The organism is Amycolatopsis sp. NPDC114478 (assembly GCF_055633805.1).
Window position 1 is genome coordinate 146,484 of the sequence record NZ_JBVKDO010000013.1, and the last position, 15,665, is coordinate 162,148.

General features: G+C 69.9%; 15 protein-coding genes. 9 read left to right on the plus strand and 6 right to left on the minus strand.

Going from position 1 to position 15,665, the window contains the following annotated elements; translation table 11 throughout:
* The first annotated feature begins 66 nt into the window (after positions 1–66).
* Entirely contained in the window at positions 67–1,296 is a 1,230-nt protein-coding gene (locus tag ACZ7OH_RS31865; RefSeq protein ID WP_470284205.1) for a YbiU family protein, read from the plus strand.
* Between the two features lie 43 nt (positions 1,297–1,339).
* Here the strand turns inward: ACZ7OH_RS31865 and ACZ7OH_RS31870 are convergent, their stop codons facing one another.
* From ACZ7OH_RS31870 to ACZ7OH_RS31880, 3 genes are read right to left on the minus strand one after another with little or no spacing between them, the layout of a single operon-like run.
* On the minus strand, positions 1,340–1,828 hold the full coding sequence (locus ACZ7OH_RS31870) for a glutathione peroxidase (protein ID WP_470284206.1): 489 nt from the start codon (positions 1,826–1,828) through the stop codon (positions 1,340–1,342).
* A 10-nt stretch (positions 1,829–1,838) separates the two neighbouring features.
* On the minus strand, positions 1,839–3,344 hold the full coding sequence (locus ACZ7OH_RS31875) for a 1,4-alpha-glucan branching protein domain-containing protein (protein ID WP_470284207.1): 1,506 nt from the start codon (positions 3,342–3,344) through the stop codon (positions 1,839–1,841).
* Positions 3,341–4,114 carry a class I SAM-dependent methyltransferase gene (locus ACZ7OH_RS31880; protein ID WP_470284208.1) on the minus strand — a complete coding sequence of 258 codons (774 nt, stop codon included), beginning with the start codon at positions 4,112–4,114 and terminating at the stop codon, positions 3,341–3,343. Before ACZ7OH_RS31880 ends, ACZ7OH_RS31875 begins: the two co-directional genes overlap by 4 nt.
* A 53-nt stretch (positions 4,115–4,167) precedes the next feature.
* Here ACZ7OH_RS31880 and ACZ7OH_RS31885 point away from each other — a divergent pair, with 53 nt between their 5' ends.
* Complete coding sequence (locus tag ACZ7OH_RS31885; RefSeq protein ID WP_470284209.1) at positions 4,168–4,593, plus strand: hypothetical protein; 426 nt, start codon at positions 4,168–4,170, stop codon at positions 4,591–4,593.
* Here ACZ7OH_RS31885 and ACZ7OH_RS31890 read toward each other — a convergent pair.
* Positions 4,571–5,416, minus strand: coding sequence for a DegV family protein (locus ACZ7OH_RS31890; protein ID WP_400903174.1), 846 nt, complete (start codon positions 5,414–5,416; stop codon positions 4,571–4,573). The genes ACZ7OH_RS31885 and ACZ7OH_RS31890 overlap by 23 nt on opposite strands.
* A 243-nt stretch (positions 5,417–5,659) precedes the next feature.
* Between ACZ7OH_RS31890 and ACZ7OH_RS31895 the strand changes: the two genes are divergently transcribed.
* From ACZ7OH_RS31895 to ACZ7OH_RS31910, 4 genes are all read left to right on the plus strand, one after another.
* Positions 5,660–6,445: an electron transfer flavoprotein subunit beta/FixA family protein gene (locus ACZ7OH_RS31895; RefSeq protein ID WP_400903177.1), complete on the plus strand. Its 786-nt coding sequence runs from the start codon at positions 5,660–5,662 to the stop codon at positions 6,443–6,445.
* A gap of 28 nt (positions 6,446–6,473) precedes the next feature.
* Positions 6,474–7,433 carry an electron transfer flavoprotein subunit alpha/FixB family protein gene (locus tag ACZ7OH_RS31900; protein ID WP_470284210.1) on the plus strand — a complete coding sequence of 320 codons (960 nt, stop codon included), beginning with the start codon at positions 6,474–6,476 and terminating at the stop codon, positions 7,431–7,433.
* Between the two features lie 157 nt (positions 7,434–7,590).
* A complete protein-coding gene (locus ACZ7OH_RS31905) occupies positions 7,591–8,373 on the plus strand; it encodes a GNAT family N-acetyltransferase (RefSeq protein ID WP_470284211.1) in 783 nt (260 codons plus the stop codon).
* The gene (locus tag ACZ7OH_RS31910; RefSeq protein WP_470284212.1) at positions 8,370–9,248 is read left to right on the plus strand and encodes a lysophospholipid acyltransferase family protein; all 879 of its coding nucleotides are present in this window, start codon (positions 8,370–8,372) and stop codon (positions 9,246–9,248) included. Before ACZ7OH_RS31905 ends, ACZ7OH_RS31910 begins: the two co-directional genes overlap by 4 nt.
* A gap of 111 nt (positions 9,249–9,359) precedes the next feature.
* Here ACZ7OH_RS31910 and ACZ7OH_RS31915 read toward each other — a convergent pair whose 3' ends face one another.
* Positions 9,360–10,262 (minus strand): NADP-dependent oxidoreductase, encoded by a 903-nt coding sequence (locus tag ACZ7OH_RS31915; protein ID WP_470284213.1) that lies wholly within the window; start codon positions 10,260–10,262, stop codon positions 9,360–9,362.
* A 201-nt stretch (positions 10,263–10,463) separates the two neighbouring features.
* Between ACZ7OH_RS31915 and ACZ7OH_RS31920 the strand changes: the two genes are divergently transcribed.
* The 3 genes from ACZ7OH_RS31920 (at position 10,464) to mnmA (ending at position 14,188) form a co-directional block, all read left to right on the plus strand.
* Positions 10,464–11,831 (plus strand): MFS transporter, encoded by a 1,368-nt coding sequence (locus ACZ7OH_RS31920; protein ID WP_470284214.1) that lies wholly within the window; start codon positions 10,464–10,466, stop codon positions 11,829–11,831.
* 64 nt (positions 11,832–11,895) lie between these two features.
* Positions 11,896–13,092, plus strand: coding sequence for a cysteine desulfurase family protein (locus ACZ7OH_RS31925; protein ID WP_470284215.1), 1,197 nt, complete (start codon positions 11,896–11,898; stop codon positions 13,090–13,092).
* A 4-nt stretch (positions 13,093–13,096) separates the two neighbouring features.
* Positions 13,097–14,188, plus strand: coding sequence for a tRNA 2-thiouridine(34) synthase MnmA (gene mnmA / locus ACZ7OH_RS31930; RefSeq protein ID WP_470284216.1), 1,092 nt, complete (start codon positions 13,097–13,099; stop codon positions 14,186–14,188).
* Positions 14,189–14,195: 7 nt separating this feature from the next.
* Here mnmA and ACZ7OH_RS31935 read toward each other — a convergent pair whose 3' ends face one another.
* Positions 14,196–15,476: a DUF222 domain-containing protein gene (locus ACZ7OH_RS31935; RefSeq protein WP_470284217.1), complete on the minus strand. Its 1,281-nt coding sequence runs from the start codon at positions 15,474–15,476 to the stop codon at positions 14,196–14,198.
* Positions 15,477–15,665 lie beyond the last annotated feature (189 nt).

Below are 15,665 nucleotides of genomic sequence, written 5' to 3' on the forward strand. Positions count from 1 at the left end.
ACAGGGGTTACCGTAGCCGGGACATTCTAGTAAGGAGTCCTAACCAAAAGATCGCGAGGGACACCGGTGACGACCACAGAACTGCCAGCGAACATGTCCGAGGCCGTTTCACGGACCAAGCACGAGCTGCGTGCCCGGATCGGCGACGTCGCCGGCGCGTTCGCCGGAGTCCGCGATCGGATGCGGCGTGAGGTCGACGCCGTCGCCGCCGACCAGGACGCCTTCCCCGTTGTCCGTTATCGGGACATCGCCGACGGGACCGTGCCGCAGCGCACGCTCGACGCCGTCCGTCGCCGCGGCTGCGCCGTCGTCAAAGGCACCTTCGCGCGCGAAACGGCCGAGACCTGGGACGCCGAACTGGCCGCGTACCTCGCTGACAACGACTTCGCCGGGACCTACCAGGGACCGGCCGACGACGTCTTCGCCGGTCTCGCGTCGAGCCAGCCGCAGATCTACCCGGTCTACTGGTCGAAGCCGCAGATCCAGGCCCGCCAGCACGAGCACATGGTCGCCGTCCGGCGGTTCCTCAACTCCTTCTGGCGGCACGCGTCCGAGGGCCGCGTCTGGTTCGACCCCGATCGCGACACGGCCTACCCCGACCGCATCCGGCGCCGCCCACCCGGCTCGGCGTCGCTCGGCCTGTCCGCGCACACCGACTCCGGCTCGGTCGAACGTTGGCTGCTGCCCGCCTACCAGCAGGTCTTCCGCCACGTTTTCGCCGGAAATTGGCAAGAGTACGACCCGTGGGACGGCGCCTACCGCACGGAAGTCGACGAGTACCCGTCGACGGTCATGTGCTCGGCCTTCCGCACCTTCCAGGGCTGGACGGCGTTGTCGGAAATGCACCAGGGCGACGGCGTGCTGCACGTGGTGCCGATCCCGTCGGCGATGGCGTACGTGCTGCTTCGCGCGCTACAGGACGACATCCCCGACGACGACCTCTGCGGCGCGGCCAACGGCCAGGCGTTGCCGGTGAACGACAAGTACCACGACGACCTGCTGCCGGCGCTGACCTCGATCCCCGCGATCGAACCGGGCGACACCGTCTGGTGGCACGGCGACGTCATCCACGCGGTCGCCGACGGCACCAACCCGGACCGCTGGGGCAACGTCATGTACATCCCGGCGAGCCCGCACTGCCCGAAGAACGCGGCCTACGCCGAGAAGTGCGGCCGCGCGTTCCTGACAGGCGCGAGCCCGGGCGACTTCGCGCCCGAAGACTACGAAGTGAACTGGACCGGCCGCGCCACGATCGACGACCTCACCGCCGTCGGTCGCGAGCAGCTCGGCCTGTGACGGCGCCGCGCCGGGCAAAGCGCCCGGCGCGACACCGGTCGTCTCACGCGGGCAGAGCGGCCTCGATGGCCTTGACGACCTGCTCATCCTCGGGCTCGGTCCGCGGCCGGAACCGGGCGAGGACCGCGCCGTCCGCACCGACCAGGAACTTCTCGAAGTTCCACTGGACGTCGCCGGTCTCACCGTCGGCGTCGGCCGTCTTGGTCAGTTCCGCGTACAGCGGGTGGCGGCCCTCGCCGTTGACGTCGATTTTCTCGAACAGCGGGAACGTGACGCCGTAGGTCGTCGAGCAGAACGTCTGGATCTCCTCGGCGCTGCCCGGCTCCTGGCCCGCGAACTGGTTGCACGGAAAACCGACCACGGAGAAGCTCTGGCCGCCGAAGCGCTCCTGGAGCCGCTCGAGGCCGGAGTACTGCGGGGTCAGGCCGCACTTCGACGCGACGTTGACCACGAGCAGCGCCTTGCCCGCGAGCGAGCCCAGCGAGCTGTCCTGCCCGTCGAGGGTCTTGACCGGAATTTCGTGGATCCCCATGAAGGTCCCTTCAGTTGTGCTTCAGTGCCCGGGCGTCGAGGTGCCCGAACGGTCCGTCGTCGGCGCGGTAGGTCGCGGCCAGCTGCTCGGCCCGCGCGCGGTCGCCGCGTCGCAGCAAATCGGCCAACGCGTCGAAGCGCTCGGTGTGGACCGCCGCGCGACGACGCGCGTAGTCCGCGGCCGAGTCCTTCGTGACCATGAACGCCCAGTCACTCTCCAGCGCCAGCATCGCCTCGGCCACGGCCTGGTCGGCGACGGTGTCGCGGGCCGTGGTCGGCAAAGTGGCAACGAGGTCGAGCAGCCGCCGCTGCAGCGCCGTGTTGGCATCGACCATGTCCTTGACTTGCTCGCCGTCCCAGACGCGCCAGTCCTTGCCGGACCCCCACGACGACGCCGGCAGCTCGATCGGCTCGCCGACGAGCCCGGCGTCGAGCGCGCCCTTGAGCGTCGTCACGCGGACGCCGGCCTCGGGCAGCGCGCGCAGCACGCCTTCGAGCCACGCCGGGCCTTCGTGCCACCAGTGGCCGAACAGCTCCGTGTCGTACGCGGCGACCACGAGCGCCTCACGCCCGTGATGCTTCTTCAGCGAACGCAGCCGCGTGACCACGGTGTCGACGAAGTCCTTGACGTGCAGCCCCAGCACGTCCGCGGCCAGCGCCGGGTCGTACGGCGCCTTGTCCGCCGGCTCGACCGTCTTGCCGGTGACGCGCGACGCCTTGAGCCCGACCTCGTGCGCCCAGGTGTGGAAGTCGCGGTAGGCCGAGTGGCCGGGGTAGCCGGCCTTCGGCGACCAGACGCGGTAGGTGACCTCGAGGTCTCGTCCGAAAGCGACCACGTCGCTGTCGCCGACCGGGCGCGCCGCCCACGTCTCGCCGCGCAGCGACGGCCCGTCGACCATGAACCGCCGGACGCCCGCGGCCGCGTAGTCGTTTTCCATACCAGGCGCGTAGCCGCATTCCGGCGCCCAAATTCCCGCGGGCCGCGACCCGATCCGCAACGCCGTGTCGTCGAGGCCGGCGTTCAGCGCGAACTCGCGCACCCGCGGGTCCAGCAGCGGCTGGAACGGGTGGGCCAGCGGCCCGCCGAGCAGCTCGATCGTCGAATTGTCGACCAAGGAACGAAGGATGGGCGAGAAGCCGTGCCGCCAGCGCGTCCCCAGCTCCTCGGCCGCGCGGACCGCGGTCCGGTGCTCGGCCGCGGCTAGCTCGCGCAAGGTCGGGTCGCCGCGCCACAACGTCGACGCGTGCTGGGCGCGCAGCTGCCAGTGGCCGAGCCAGTCGTGGAACGCGCGGACGCTGTACGGGTCGTCGAGCTGCGCGGCGAGCACCGGCGTCACGCCCAGCGTCAGCACGTCCTGGCGGCCTTCGGCGGCGAACCGCTCGAGCAGGTCGATCATCGGCAGGTACGAATGCGCCCATGCCTGGTAGAGCCATTCCTCGCCGACCGGCCAGCTCCCGTGGTGCGGCAGCCACGGCAGGTGGCTGTGCAAAACCAGGCAAAAGGTGCCTTCGTTCATCGGCGCACCGCCACGGCGACCAGGTCGAGGCTCGCGTCGAGGTCGTCGCCGTGGATGGCGAAACCGGTGGCCTCTATCGCGGCGACGTCGGCGAGCAGCGCGGGCGGCCACACGGCCTGACCGGGCAGCGAGCCCATGACGACGTCGAGCTGGGCGTCGATGATCGAGCCGCCGTACCGCTCGTCCAGGGCGCGGACCGCCGAGCCGTGGTGCAGGCCGTGGAGCGATTCGACGTCGAATCCGGCGTCGGTGAGCAGCCCCGCCAGCTCGGCCGGCGCCAGCTCACGCGTGTGGAACGGGTTCAGCGGCGTGTCGCTGTCCGGGGTGAACGTCAGCCGGTTGGGGGTCGTGACCAAAAGCCGACCACCCGGCTTCAGCACCCGCCGGCACTCGGCGAGGAACCCGGCTTGATCCCACAGGTGCTCGATGACCTGGAAATTCGCCACGACGTCGACCGCGTGATCCCGCCCCGGCAGGAACGCCAGGTTCGCCCGCGCGACGGCGACGTCGGGGTAGCGGCGGGCGACGTGCTCGGTGGTCGGGACGTCGTAATCCAGCGCGAGCACCCGGCGGGCCGTCGTCGCGAGGAGGCTCGCGCCGTAGCCCTCGCCGCAGCCGGCTTCGAGCACCGTCGCGTCCGCGCAGTGGGGGAGCAGCGCGAGGTAGGCGGCCTCGTGCCGGCGGAACCAATAATTCTCCTCGGCGATGCCGGGGACGGTCCGTTCGCCGGTCAGGTGCAGCGCCTCGGCCCGGGTGGCTGGGGTGGTCACCTCCGCGACCCTAGCGGGTGTCACGTCCGGCCCGGCCGTCTCGTTCCGTGGTCATGCAACGGACAACCACCCGCGTTCTGCTCGTCCTCTTCGGCCTCGTCGAGGCCGTGGTCGGAATTTGGCCAATGGTCACACCGACCGGCTTCTACCAGGACTTTCCCGGATTCCGCACCGGCTGGGTCTCCATGGATGGCGCCTTCAACGAGCACCTCCTGCGCGACTTCGGCGGCCTCAACCTGACGCTCGCCGCGCTGCTGGTCGGAGCCGCCGTGATCGGCACCACAGCCGTGGCGCGGCTCGCCGGCGTGGCGGGGCTGCTGTTCGGCCTGCCGCACTTCGTCTACCACCTCGGCCACGTGTCGCACTTCGAGCGGATCGACCAGGTGCTGATCATCGCGACGACCGGGCTCGGCGTCGTGGTCCCGCTCCTGGTGCTGGCGATCCCGGGGCGGCGGGTCAGAACACCGGCGACACCGTGATGCCGAGCGCGCCCGGGCCGAGGTGCGCGCCGATGACCGTGCTCGCCTCGACGACCATGCTCTCGGCCATCGCCGGCACCCGGCGCTCGATCTGCCGGCCGATCTCGAGCTCGTGGTCGCTGGCGCCGAACCGGGTCACGGCGATGTCGGCGCGGAAACCGCCGGACTTCTTGACCGCGAGGTCGACCATCTTGGCCAGCGCGCGCCGCGTGCCGGCGACGCGGGCCAGCGGCGCGACCTCGCCGTCCTTGACCGTGAGCAGCGGCTTGATCGAAAACGCCGTACCGAGCATCGCCTGCGCGGCGCCGATCCGCCCGCCGCGGCGGAGGTACTCCAGCGTGTCGACGTAGATGAACTCGGTGCTGGTGAAGCAGCGGCGTTCGGCGGCTTCGATGACACGGGCGGCGTCCGCGCCCGCGGCGGCCGCCCGGGCCGCGGACACCGCGGCGAAGCCCAGGCTCATCCCGGTGGTGCGGCTGTCCAGGACGTGCACCGGGATGCGGACCTGCTGGGCGGCCTCCCGGGCCGCGCGGACGGTGTCGGACATGCGGCCGGAGATGTGGATGCTGACGATCGCGGTCGCGCCGGAGGCGGCCGCTTCCTGGTACGTCCAGAAGAACGCCCCCGGATCCGGGGGCGAAGTGGTAAGCACCTGCCCCGCTCTCAGCGCGTCGATCACGTCGCCGCGGTCGAAGCGGTTTTCGTCGTCGAAGTGACCACCCAGGTTCAGCTGGATCTGGACGACTCCGATGGCCCAGCGGGACGCGACGAGGTCGGGCAGGCAGGAGCTCGAGTCGGTGATGACGGCGATGCGCGCGGGCATGGTGGGGGAGGTTAATGCCTGACACCCACTGCGAGTAGGCCGTGGTTGGTCCGATCGGACGAACGGCAGTTCAGGTGGGGCAACCGGTCGACTACCGGGACGATGGTCCCATTAAATTGCTCATCCAGGTGAATGGCGTCACCTCAGCGGGTCCTGCGCGCCGATTGGCCCTAATCTACCGGCCAGTAGAGCACTGTCCCGTGGTCTTCCGCGGGCCACGAACCGGGAGGTCGAAGCAGACCCATGACCAACATCGTCGTCCTGGTCAAGCAGGTACCGGACACCTACTCGGAGCGGAAGCTCAACGGGTCCGACCACACCCTTGACCGCGAATCCGCCGACGCCGTGCTCGACGAGATCAACGAGAAGGCCGTCGAAGAGGCGCTGAAGATCAAGGAAGCCGGCGAGGGCGAGGTCACCGTGATCTCGGTGGGCCCGGACCGCGCGACCGACGCCATCCGCAAGGCGCTGTCGATGGGCGCCGACAAGGCCATCCACGTCTCCGACGAGGCGCTGCACGGCTCCGACGCGATCGCCACCGCCAAGGTGCTCGCCGCCGCGATCTCGAAGGTCGAAGGCTTCGACCTGATCATCGCCGGCAACGAGTCCTCCGACGGCCGCGGCGGCGCCGTCCCCGCGATCCTCGCCGAGCTGCTCGGCCTGCCGCAGGTCACCTACGCCCGTGAGGTCACGGTCGAGGGCACGACCATCAAGGCCGTCCGCGAGACCGAAGACGGCCTCACCCGCCTCGAGGCGACCCTGCCCGCGGTGGTGAGTGTCGGCGAGAAGATCAACGAGCCGCGTTACCCGTCCTTCAAGGGCATCATGGCCGCGAAGAAGAAGCCGGTCGAGACGTTCACCATCGCCGACCTGGGCGTCGACGCGGGCGAGGTCGGCCTCGGCAACGCGTGGTCCACCGTGACCGAATCCGCGCCGAAGCCGCCGCGCACCGCCGGCGAGAAGGTCGAAGACGAGGGCGACGGCGGCACCAAGGTCGCCGAGTACCTGGTCGGCCAGAAGCTCATCTGACAACGGCTCTTCGAGGAGGAACAAGAACATGGCTGAAGTACTCGTCCTCGTCGACCACGTCGACGGTGAGGTCAAGAAGGTCACGCTCGAGCTGTTGACCGCCGCCCGCGCGCTCGGTGAGCCGTCGGCCGTCGTCGTCGGCCCGACCGGGACCGCCGCCAAGGCGAAGCAGGCGCTGGCCTCGCACGGCGCCGCCAAGGTTTATGTCGCGGAAGGCGACGACGCCGCGAACTACCTGGTCACGCCCAAGGTGGACGTCCTCGCCGCGCTCGCGCAGCAGGCGTCCCCGGCCGCCGTGCTCGTCACCGCCAGCGGTGAGGGCAAGGAGGTCGCCGCCCGCCTGGCCGTGCGCCTGGGCTCCGGCCTGATCTACGACGCCGTGGGCGTCAACGGCGACGGCGTCATCGACCAGTCCATCTTCGGTGGCGCGTTCTCGGTGAAGTCCAAGTCCGCGAAGGGCGCGCCGGTCGTCTCCATCCGCCCGGGTGCGGTCGAGGCCGAGCCGGCCGAGGGTGCGGCGGCCGAAGAGACCGTCGAGATCCCCGCCGTCGACGCGGCGAAGGCGACTCGCATCACGGGCGTCGAGCCGGTGACCGGCGGTGACCGTCCGGAGCTGACCGAGGCCTCGATCGTGGTCTCCGGTGGCCGTGGTGTCGGCTCGGCGGAGAAGTTCGACGTCGTCGAGAAGCTGGCCGACTCGCTCGGCGCGGCTGTCGGCGCGTCGCGTGCCGCTGTCGACTCCGGCTACTACCCGGCGCAGTTCCAGGTGGGCCAGACCGGCAAGACCGTGTCGCCGCAGCTGTACATCGCGCTCGGCATCTCCGGCGCGATCCAGCACCGCGCCGGCATGCAGACGTCGAAGACGATCATCGCCGTCAACAAGGACCCGGAGGCGCCGATCTTCGAGATCGCCGACTTCGGCATCGTCGGCGACCTGTTCAACGTCGCGCCGCAGCTGACCGAAGCGGTCGAGAAGCGCAAGGGCTGATTGCCTGTTCGAAGGGCCTTCCGGGACTTCCCGGAAGGCCCTTCGTGCGTTTTCGGGACCTGAGAGAAGCCTGAGAACCCGCAATTAACTGAACGTGCACTAATCGGTCATCGGATGGCACTCTCCGCGGCTTCCAACGCGCAGGTACACCTTGACCATGACGACGTCACAGCTCCTCGTCAGCACTGATCAGGCGGGTGCCGACCTCCCCGCGGACGCTCCCAGGTACTCCCTTCTCGTCGCCCACGCGAACGAAGAAGTGGTCGCCGCGCAGAAGTTGCGGCACCGGGTTTTCGCCGAGGAGATGGGTGCGCGCCTGCACTCGCCGGTCGCCGGCCTCGACGTCGACGAGTTCGACGCGTTCTGCGACCACCTCGTCGTCCGCGATGACAACACCGGCGAAATCGTCGGCACCTACCGGATGCTGCCGCCGGACCGCGCCGCCAAGGCCGGGAAGCTCTACGCAGACAGCGAGTTCGATCTGAGCGCTCTCGACTCCCTGCGCCCGTCCCTGGTCGAAACCGGCCGGTCGTGCGTGCACCCGGACCACCGCAGCGGCGCCGTCGTCAGCCTGGTCTGGGCCGGGATCGCCCGCTACATGCTGCTGTCCGGCCACCGCTACCTCGCCGGCTGCGCGTCGGTCCCGCTGGTGGACGGCGGTTCCTTCGCCGCCGGCGTCTGGGACGTCCTGCGCACCAAGCACTACTCGGACGAGGCCACCCGCGTCGTGCCGCTGATCCCGTGGGACGCGTCGGAAGTCGACCGTCCCGACCGCTCGATCCTGCCACCGCTGATCAAGGGCTACGTCCGGCTCGGCGCCAAGGCCTACGGACCGCCCGCGCTCGACGCCGACTTCGGCGTTGCGGACTTCTTCGTCGTGCTGGACCTGCACAACGTCGACGAGCGGTACCTGAAGTTCTTCCTCGGGGTCCAGGTATGAGCCACGCGTGGATGCCGACGTCGCCGTGCGGCGACGGTTGCCTGACCGACGGCGACCCGGTGGTCGGTTTCCCGCGACGCGTCCTGCGCGTCACCGCGGCGATCTTCGTCGTGCTCGCGGCGCTGGCGTCGGCGCCGTTGCTGCTGGTGTCGTGGGGTCGCGAGCGTCGCGTCCGGCTGATCTTCCGCGGCATGCTGCGGGCGTTCGGCGTCCGCTTGGACATCCGGGGCGGCGGCGACTTCCTGACCGCGCCGGCCGGGCGTGGTGCGTTGGTGGTCAACAACCACATCTCGTGGCTGGACATCGTCGCGATCAACGCCCTGCGGCCGATGCGCGCGCTGGCCAAGAAGGAGATCGCGGGCTGGCCGGTGCTGGGCGGACTGGTCCGCCGCGGCGGCAGCATCTTCCTCGACCGCGAACGGCTGAAGACGCTGCCGGCCACGATGGCGTCGCTGGCCGACGCGCTCAGGACGGGTTCGCTGGTCAGCGTGACCCCAGAAGGCACGACGTGGTGTGGCTTGGCGTCTGGTCGTTTTACGACGGCGACGTTCCAGGCGGCCATCGACGGCGGTGTCCCGGTCCGCCCGATCGCGCTGCGGTACCGCCTGGCCGACGGCCGTGAGACGAGCCGTCCCGCGTTCATCGGCCCGGAGTCGCTGATCGCGTCCCTGCGCCGGGTCGCGGCGTTGCGCGGGCTGGTGCTCGAGGTCCACATCTGCCCGGAGATCGCCCCGGGCCGCGCGGACAACCGCCGTGAACTGGCGGCGCTCGCCGAGGCGGCCGTGCATTCGGCGCTGGGGACGGTCAAGATCCCGGCCCAGCAGCGGCGCCGGAGCGCCCAGCGGGTCCCACTGGCTTCGCCTCCCGCGAAGTGATCCGGGCCCTGTCGCCGCGATCCGGCGACAGGCCCGGGTTGGGAGGCTCGCGCGGGCCTGTGGTCGTGTTTCGGACAACAGGCCCGTCCGACGGTTTCGGGCCGCTCGTGTTCAGCCGATGGCGAGCGTGAGCTTCCCGCCGGGGTGGCCGTCCTCGCTTTCGACCTGCGCGGCGGCCGCGTCCTCGAGCGGGTAGCTCTTGCCCTGCGCGATCCGGACCCCGCGGTCGGTCACCCAGCCGGCGATCCCGGTCAGGACCTCCCGCGACTGCTCGCCCCCGCTCGAGAACGGGATTCCCAGCTCGAAGGCGGCCCCGTCGGCGATGGTGAGGATCCGGTCCTTCGTGCCCCGCAGCTCGACCGAGCCGGGCAGGACCCCGTGCCCGGCGGCGTCGAACACGGCGTCCACCGGTCCCGGCGCGACCTCGCGGACTCGCTCCTGCCAGCCGTCGCCGTACAGCACCGGCACGACGCCGAGCGACTTCAGGTCGTCGAGGTTCCGGCTGCCGGCGGTGCCGATGACGGTGACGCCCCGCGCGACGGCCACCTGCGCGGCGAAGCGCCCGACGGTGCCGCTGGCGCCGTGGATCAGCAGCGTCTCGCCTTCGCGGACCTCGAGCAGCCCGAGAACGCGAAGCGCGGTCTCGCCGGCGACCGGCAGTGCAGCCGCGTCCGCCCACGAAAGTCCGGCGGGCTTGGGCGCGAGCGCCTTCGCCAGCGCGTACTCCGCGTAGGCGCCGGTCTCGGACCAGCCGAACACCTCGTCACCGACGGCGAAGTCCGCGCCCTCGCCGACGGCGTCGACGACACCGGCCACTTCGACACCGGGGATGTGCGGGAAGGGGACCTGGAAGTTCTGCTGCATGAAGCCGTTGCGGATCTTCCAGTCGATCGGGTTGATCCCGGCGGCGCGGACGGCCAGCCGCACCTGCCCCGGGCCGGGCTCCGGCACCGGGACCTCGGACAACTGCAGGACGTCCGGCCCGCCGTAGGTGGAGAAGGTGATCGCTCGCATGGTTCTCTGCGCTCCTCGAGTCGAGACTTCGAATGTCCATGCCAACGGGTCAACTCGCCGGGTATTCCGGCCGAACCACCCGGACGAGCAGTGTTCACCAGCCGGACGAGCGGGCCGCAGCGCCTACTTCGCACCTGGGGCCGGCGGCGGGCCTGAAATCGGCTTGACCTCCAGCGGGCTCGATGTTGCAAGCTGCTGATCATGGCCTCGACGCTCGACTCCACACCCCGTCGCCGCAGCGTGCTGTGGACCGCGGAACACCGCCTGACCACGATCGCGCTGCTGCTGGTGGTCACGTTGGTCGCGTTCGAGAACATGGGCGTCGCGACGGCGATGCCGACCCTGGTCGCCGACCTCCACGGGCTGTCGCTGTACTCGTGGCCGTTCACGATCTTCCTGATTTCGAGCGTGGTCGCCACGGTGCTGTCGGGCCGGATCGGCGACCGCCGCGGCCCGGCACCGGCGCTGCTCGCGGGTCCGGTGTTGTTCGCGGCCGGCTTGGTCGTCGCGGGGACGGCGACCGGGATGCCGACGTTCCTCCTCGGCCGCGCGCTGCAGGGCTTCGGCTCGGGGCTGCTGCTGGTGTCGGTGTCGTTGCTGATCGCGTTGACGTTCACCGACGAGGAACGCCCGGTGATCTACGCGGCCAACGCGGCGGCCTGGGTCCTGCCAGCAGTGATCGGGCCGTCCCTGGCCGGCGTGGTGACGGTCAGCATCGGCTGGCGCTGGGTCTTCCTCGGCCTGGTCCCGCTGGTGGTCGTCGGCGTGGCAATGCTCGTGGTGGTCGTCCGCCGTCTCCCCGCGTACATGCCGTCCGCCGGCAGCCGACGCGCGGGCGTCGTCCAGGCGATCATCGCGGCCCTGGGCGTCGCGGCGTTGACGTGGGCGGCCCAGCATCAATCGCTGCTGGCGCTCGTCTACGGCACGGCCGGTCTCGTGGCCTTGGGTTACGCCCTCCGGACCCTGCTCCCGACCGGGACGCTGTCGTCCCGACCCGGCCTGCCGACGGTGGTTGCGTCCCGCGCCCTGATCGCCGGCGCGTACGCCGGGATGGAGGCGTACTTGCCTCTGACGATGACCGCGGTCCACGGCTACAGCCCGGCCCTCGCGGGCCTGCCGCTGACCATCACGGCGCTGGGCTGGTCCGCGGCGTCGGCAGCCCAAGGCCGGTACCTGAACTGGTCCCGGGAGGCATCGCTGCGCACCGGGTTCTGGCTGGTCGCGGCCGGATTGGTCTGCTTCGGCCTGGTCTCCCAACCCTGGTTCCCCGCCTGGCCGGCGTTCGTGGCCTGCGCGGTCGGCGGCGCCGGTATGGGGATCGCGATGCCCGCGATCTCCGTCCTGCTGCTCCGCTACTCACCCGAGGGCGAGCGAGGCTTCAACACTTCGGCGATGCAGCTGGCCGACTGGGTGGGGTCGGCGCTGCTCATCGGCCTGGGCGGCGTCCTGCTCAGTGTGGTCGGCTCGGTTCTCGACCCTTCGCCGGCGATGGCCCTGCTCACAGTGGCCTTGGTGGCCCTCGCGCTGCTGGGGGTCAAGCTGACCGGACGCTGGCCGTCGAAGGTGTGACAGCCCACTTCGAGGGCCAGGGTGGGCTTCGTCACGCGGTGGAGCGGACTACTCTGAAGGAGCGATGACCTATCTCGACCACGCGGCGACCACTCCGATGTTGCCCGAAGCCATAGCGGCGATGACCGAGGCGCTGTCCAACGTGGGCAACGCCTCCGCGCTGCATTCCTCGGGCCGCCGCGCCCGGCGGATGGTCGAGGAAGCCCGCGAAGCAATCGCCGACGCCCTGGGCGCCCGCCCCTCCGAGGTGATCTTCACCGGCGGCGGCACCGAGAGCGACAATCTCGCGCTCAAGGGCATCTACTGGGCCCGCCACGACGAGCAGGAGCAGCGTCGTCGCATTCTGTGCGGCGCTGCGGAGCACCACGCCGTGCTCGACACGGTCGAATGGCTCGAAGCCCATTGCGGCGCCGAGATCACCTTGCTGGAAGTCGACAGCCAGGGCCGCGTCTCGCCGGACGTCCTCCGTGCCGCCATCGCCGCCGATCCCGAGGCCGTGGCGCTGGTGACGGTGATGTGGGCCAACAACGAGGTCGGCACGATCAACCCGATCGCCGACCTGGCAGCCGTCTGCGCGGAGTTCAACATTCCGCTCCACACCGACGCGGTGCAGGCTGTCGGCGCTGTGCCGGTGGACTTCGCCGCCAGCGGCGCTGCGGCGCTCACGTTGACCGGCCACAAGCTCGGCGGCCCGTTCGGCGTGGGCGCGCTCCTGCTTGGCCGGGACGTGACCTGCGTGCCGTTGCTGCACGGCGGCGGCCAAGAGCGCAGCGTTCGCTCCGGCACGCTCGATGTCCCGGCGATCGTCGGATTCGCCGCTGCTGTCCGAGCGAGCGTCGCCACCCGAGCCGAGTACGCCAAGCGCGTCGAAGAGCTCCGAGACGGACTCATCGAAGTCGTCCAGCGCGAGGTGCCCGACGCCATCCTCAACGGTGGCGACAGCAAGCGGCTGCCCAGCCATGCTCACTTCACGTTCCCCGGCTGCGCCGGCGACAGTCTTCTGATGTTGCTCGACGCCAAGGGCATCGAATGCTCGACGGGCTCCGCGTGCACGGCCGGCGTCGCCCAGCCGAGCCACGTCCTGCTCGCCATGGGCGCTGATCCAGCAGCGGCGCGGGGCTCGCTCCGATTCTCCCTCGGCCACACGTCCACTGCTGCGGACGTCGAGGCCGTCGCCGCCGAGATCGGCGGAGTCGTCACGCGCGCGCGACAGGCCGGCCTGGCCGGAATGCGCAAGCGGACCCAGAAGCAAGAGGTGTAAGGCAATGCGGGTTTTGGCCGCCATGAGCGGAGGAGTGGACTCGGCGGTCGCCGCCGCACGTGCGGTCGACGCCGGGCACGACGTCGTCGGCGTGCACCTGGCGCTGTCGGCCAAACCGGGGACGTTGCGGACCGGCTCGCGTGGCTGCTGCACGATAGAAGACTCGCATGACGCCCGGCGGGCCGCCGACATCCTCGGAATCCCCTTTTACATCTGGGATTTCGCGGAGCGCTTCACCGAGGAGGTCGTTGAGACCTTCGTCGGCGAGTATGCCGCCGGACGCACGCCGAATCCGTGTGTCACCTGTAACGAGAAGATCAAGTTCGAGGCTCTTCTCGAGAAGGCGATGGCGCTCGGCTTCGACGCGGTTGCGACAGGCCACTACGCCCGCCTTTCCGTGGTGGATGGCGTGCCGGAGCTGCGCCGTAGCGCGGACAGCGGCAAGGACCAGTCCTACGTTCTCGCCTCCCTCACCTCGGAGCAGCTCAGCCACGCCATGTTCCCGTTGGGTGGTTCGTGGAAGACCGAGGTGCGGGCTGAAGCTGAACAACGCGGTCTGTCCGTCGCCAACAAGCCTGACAGTCACGACATCTGCTTCATCCCGGACGGCGACACCAAGAAGTTCTTGGAAGGCCGTCTGGGGCAGCGCCCTGGTGAGCTCGTCGACGCGGAGACCGGCGCCGTGCTCGGTCAGCACACCGGCGTGCACGGATTCACCGTCGGGCAGCGCAAGGGCCTTGGGATCGAGGCTCCCGCACCCGACGGTCGTCCTCGGTACGTCCTTTCGCTCGAGCCGGTTTCGGGTTCCGTCAAGGTCGGTTCCGTCGCGGGGCTCGGGGTCAAGGTGATCGAGGCCGATCGCGCCATCTGGCCCAGCGGTGAACCGCTGACCGAACCGACCGAATGCGTGGTGCAGGTCAGGGCTCATGGAGGCATCGTCGACGCGGTCGCCGACGTGGACTCCGACGCGATGACGCTGCAGCTGCGCGAGCCGCTGCGCGGGGTAGCCCCGGGCCAGGTCGTCGTGCTCTACCGGCCGGACGCCGAAGGCGGAGACATCGTCCTGGGCAGCGCGAAGATCTCGGGCACGCGCTGACCGTCGCTCATTGCCGTGACTTCTTGCGGCTTCGGTTCGCTCGCTGCCGACCGGAGTGAATCGACGGTGGCTCGGTCGAGTGCACCCGGCCGGCCGGTGTGGCGACGTTCACCGTGCCTTCGGGCGTGACTTCGTAGTCCCAACCAGGCTGGCTCTTCAGCCTGCGGTGCCGCGTGCAGTACGTGACCGGCTGGTCAGCGGTTTCCTCGGCTTCGCCGCGCGTCCGAGTCGGCTCCACCCCGCAGTTCTGGGCAGGACGTGTGCATCCGGGCTGCCGACACTCGCGGTCTCGGACCCGGATGAACTCGTCGTGCGCAGGATCCAACGGGTACCGCGTCGGCGACAGCTCGATCACCTGGCCGTTGCGCGGATCGGTGAGGACCCGCCGGATCGTGGTGTCGGAGCCGCCGATGATGCGACGGGCCATTGATGCCGCGATGGGCCCGCGACCGGCCAGCGCCGCCGGCAAGTCGTTCATGCCGAGGTAGGTCGCCAGGTCGACGTGCAGGAACACCTCGGCGCGACCGTTCGGGCCGCCCGTTCCGCTGAGCAGCAGGTCCATGGCCACGTCCGCGCGGAGCTGATCCAGCGTCCGAGACTCCTCAGGCGTCTTCAACGCTCGAGCGGCCCGATCGATGCGAGCGTAAGCCGCGGTCGCCTTCTCGGTGGGCACGTTGTTGACGGACAGACTGGTCACGCCGTTGTCCTGGTGGTGCACGGCCAGCCGTCGCTCGACAAAACTCCGGTCGGTGCGTTGCGCGGCGCCTTCCGGATCCACCTGCGCGGCCGCATAGGCCGCGGCTCGGCGAACCTGGGTGGCATTGCGTCCCGGAACGCGGCCTTCGAGTTTCGCATCGACCAGGCGTACATGGTCTCTGGACAGCCATGCCGTCGCATCCGTGACCTTCATGGCGCGGTACAGGTCGAGCCGGCCGTCGTCCATAAGGTTCAGCATGCGAGGGAGCCGGGCTATCAGCGCGTTGGCCGCCGAAACCATGGTGCTGGCGCGGTGTTCCGTTATGGAGAGCGCCAGAGCCACTTCCGAAGCGGCGCTGGGCGCCCGTCTCCGGCGCACGCTGAGATTCGCGATCGCCCGTAGCTGAAGGGCCTGCAACTTGGAGATCTCGGCGTCGGTGTGGCGGATCAGGTCGACGACCTGCTCGTCTTTCATGCGACGCAACGTCTCCGGGTCTGTGCGGGCTGTCCTCAGTACGAACGGGAGCTTGTCGTGCGTGTTCCGGGGATCGGCCGGAGCAGCGAGTTTGCGGAGTGGTTGTGAAGGTGCCATGAGCGCGACCGTACGGGGCTGCGCAAGAAATGTCACCGAGGTTCGGAGGAATGGGTGACAAGGGGAGCGAACGGTCCTTTCGCGACGCTCGCGACTTGACTTTTCTCTGATTGTTTCGAGATGGTCGCGTGTGTGGATGCGTGAGCGTTACCGGCGCCGGAAGGAAGTGCGATCAGGAAAATGTCTGAT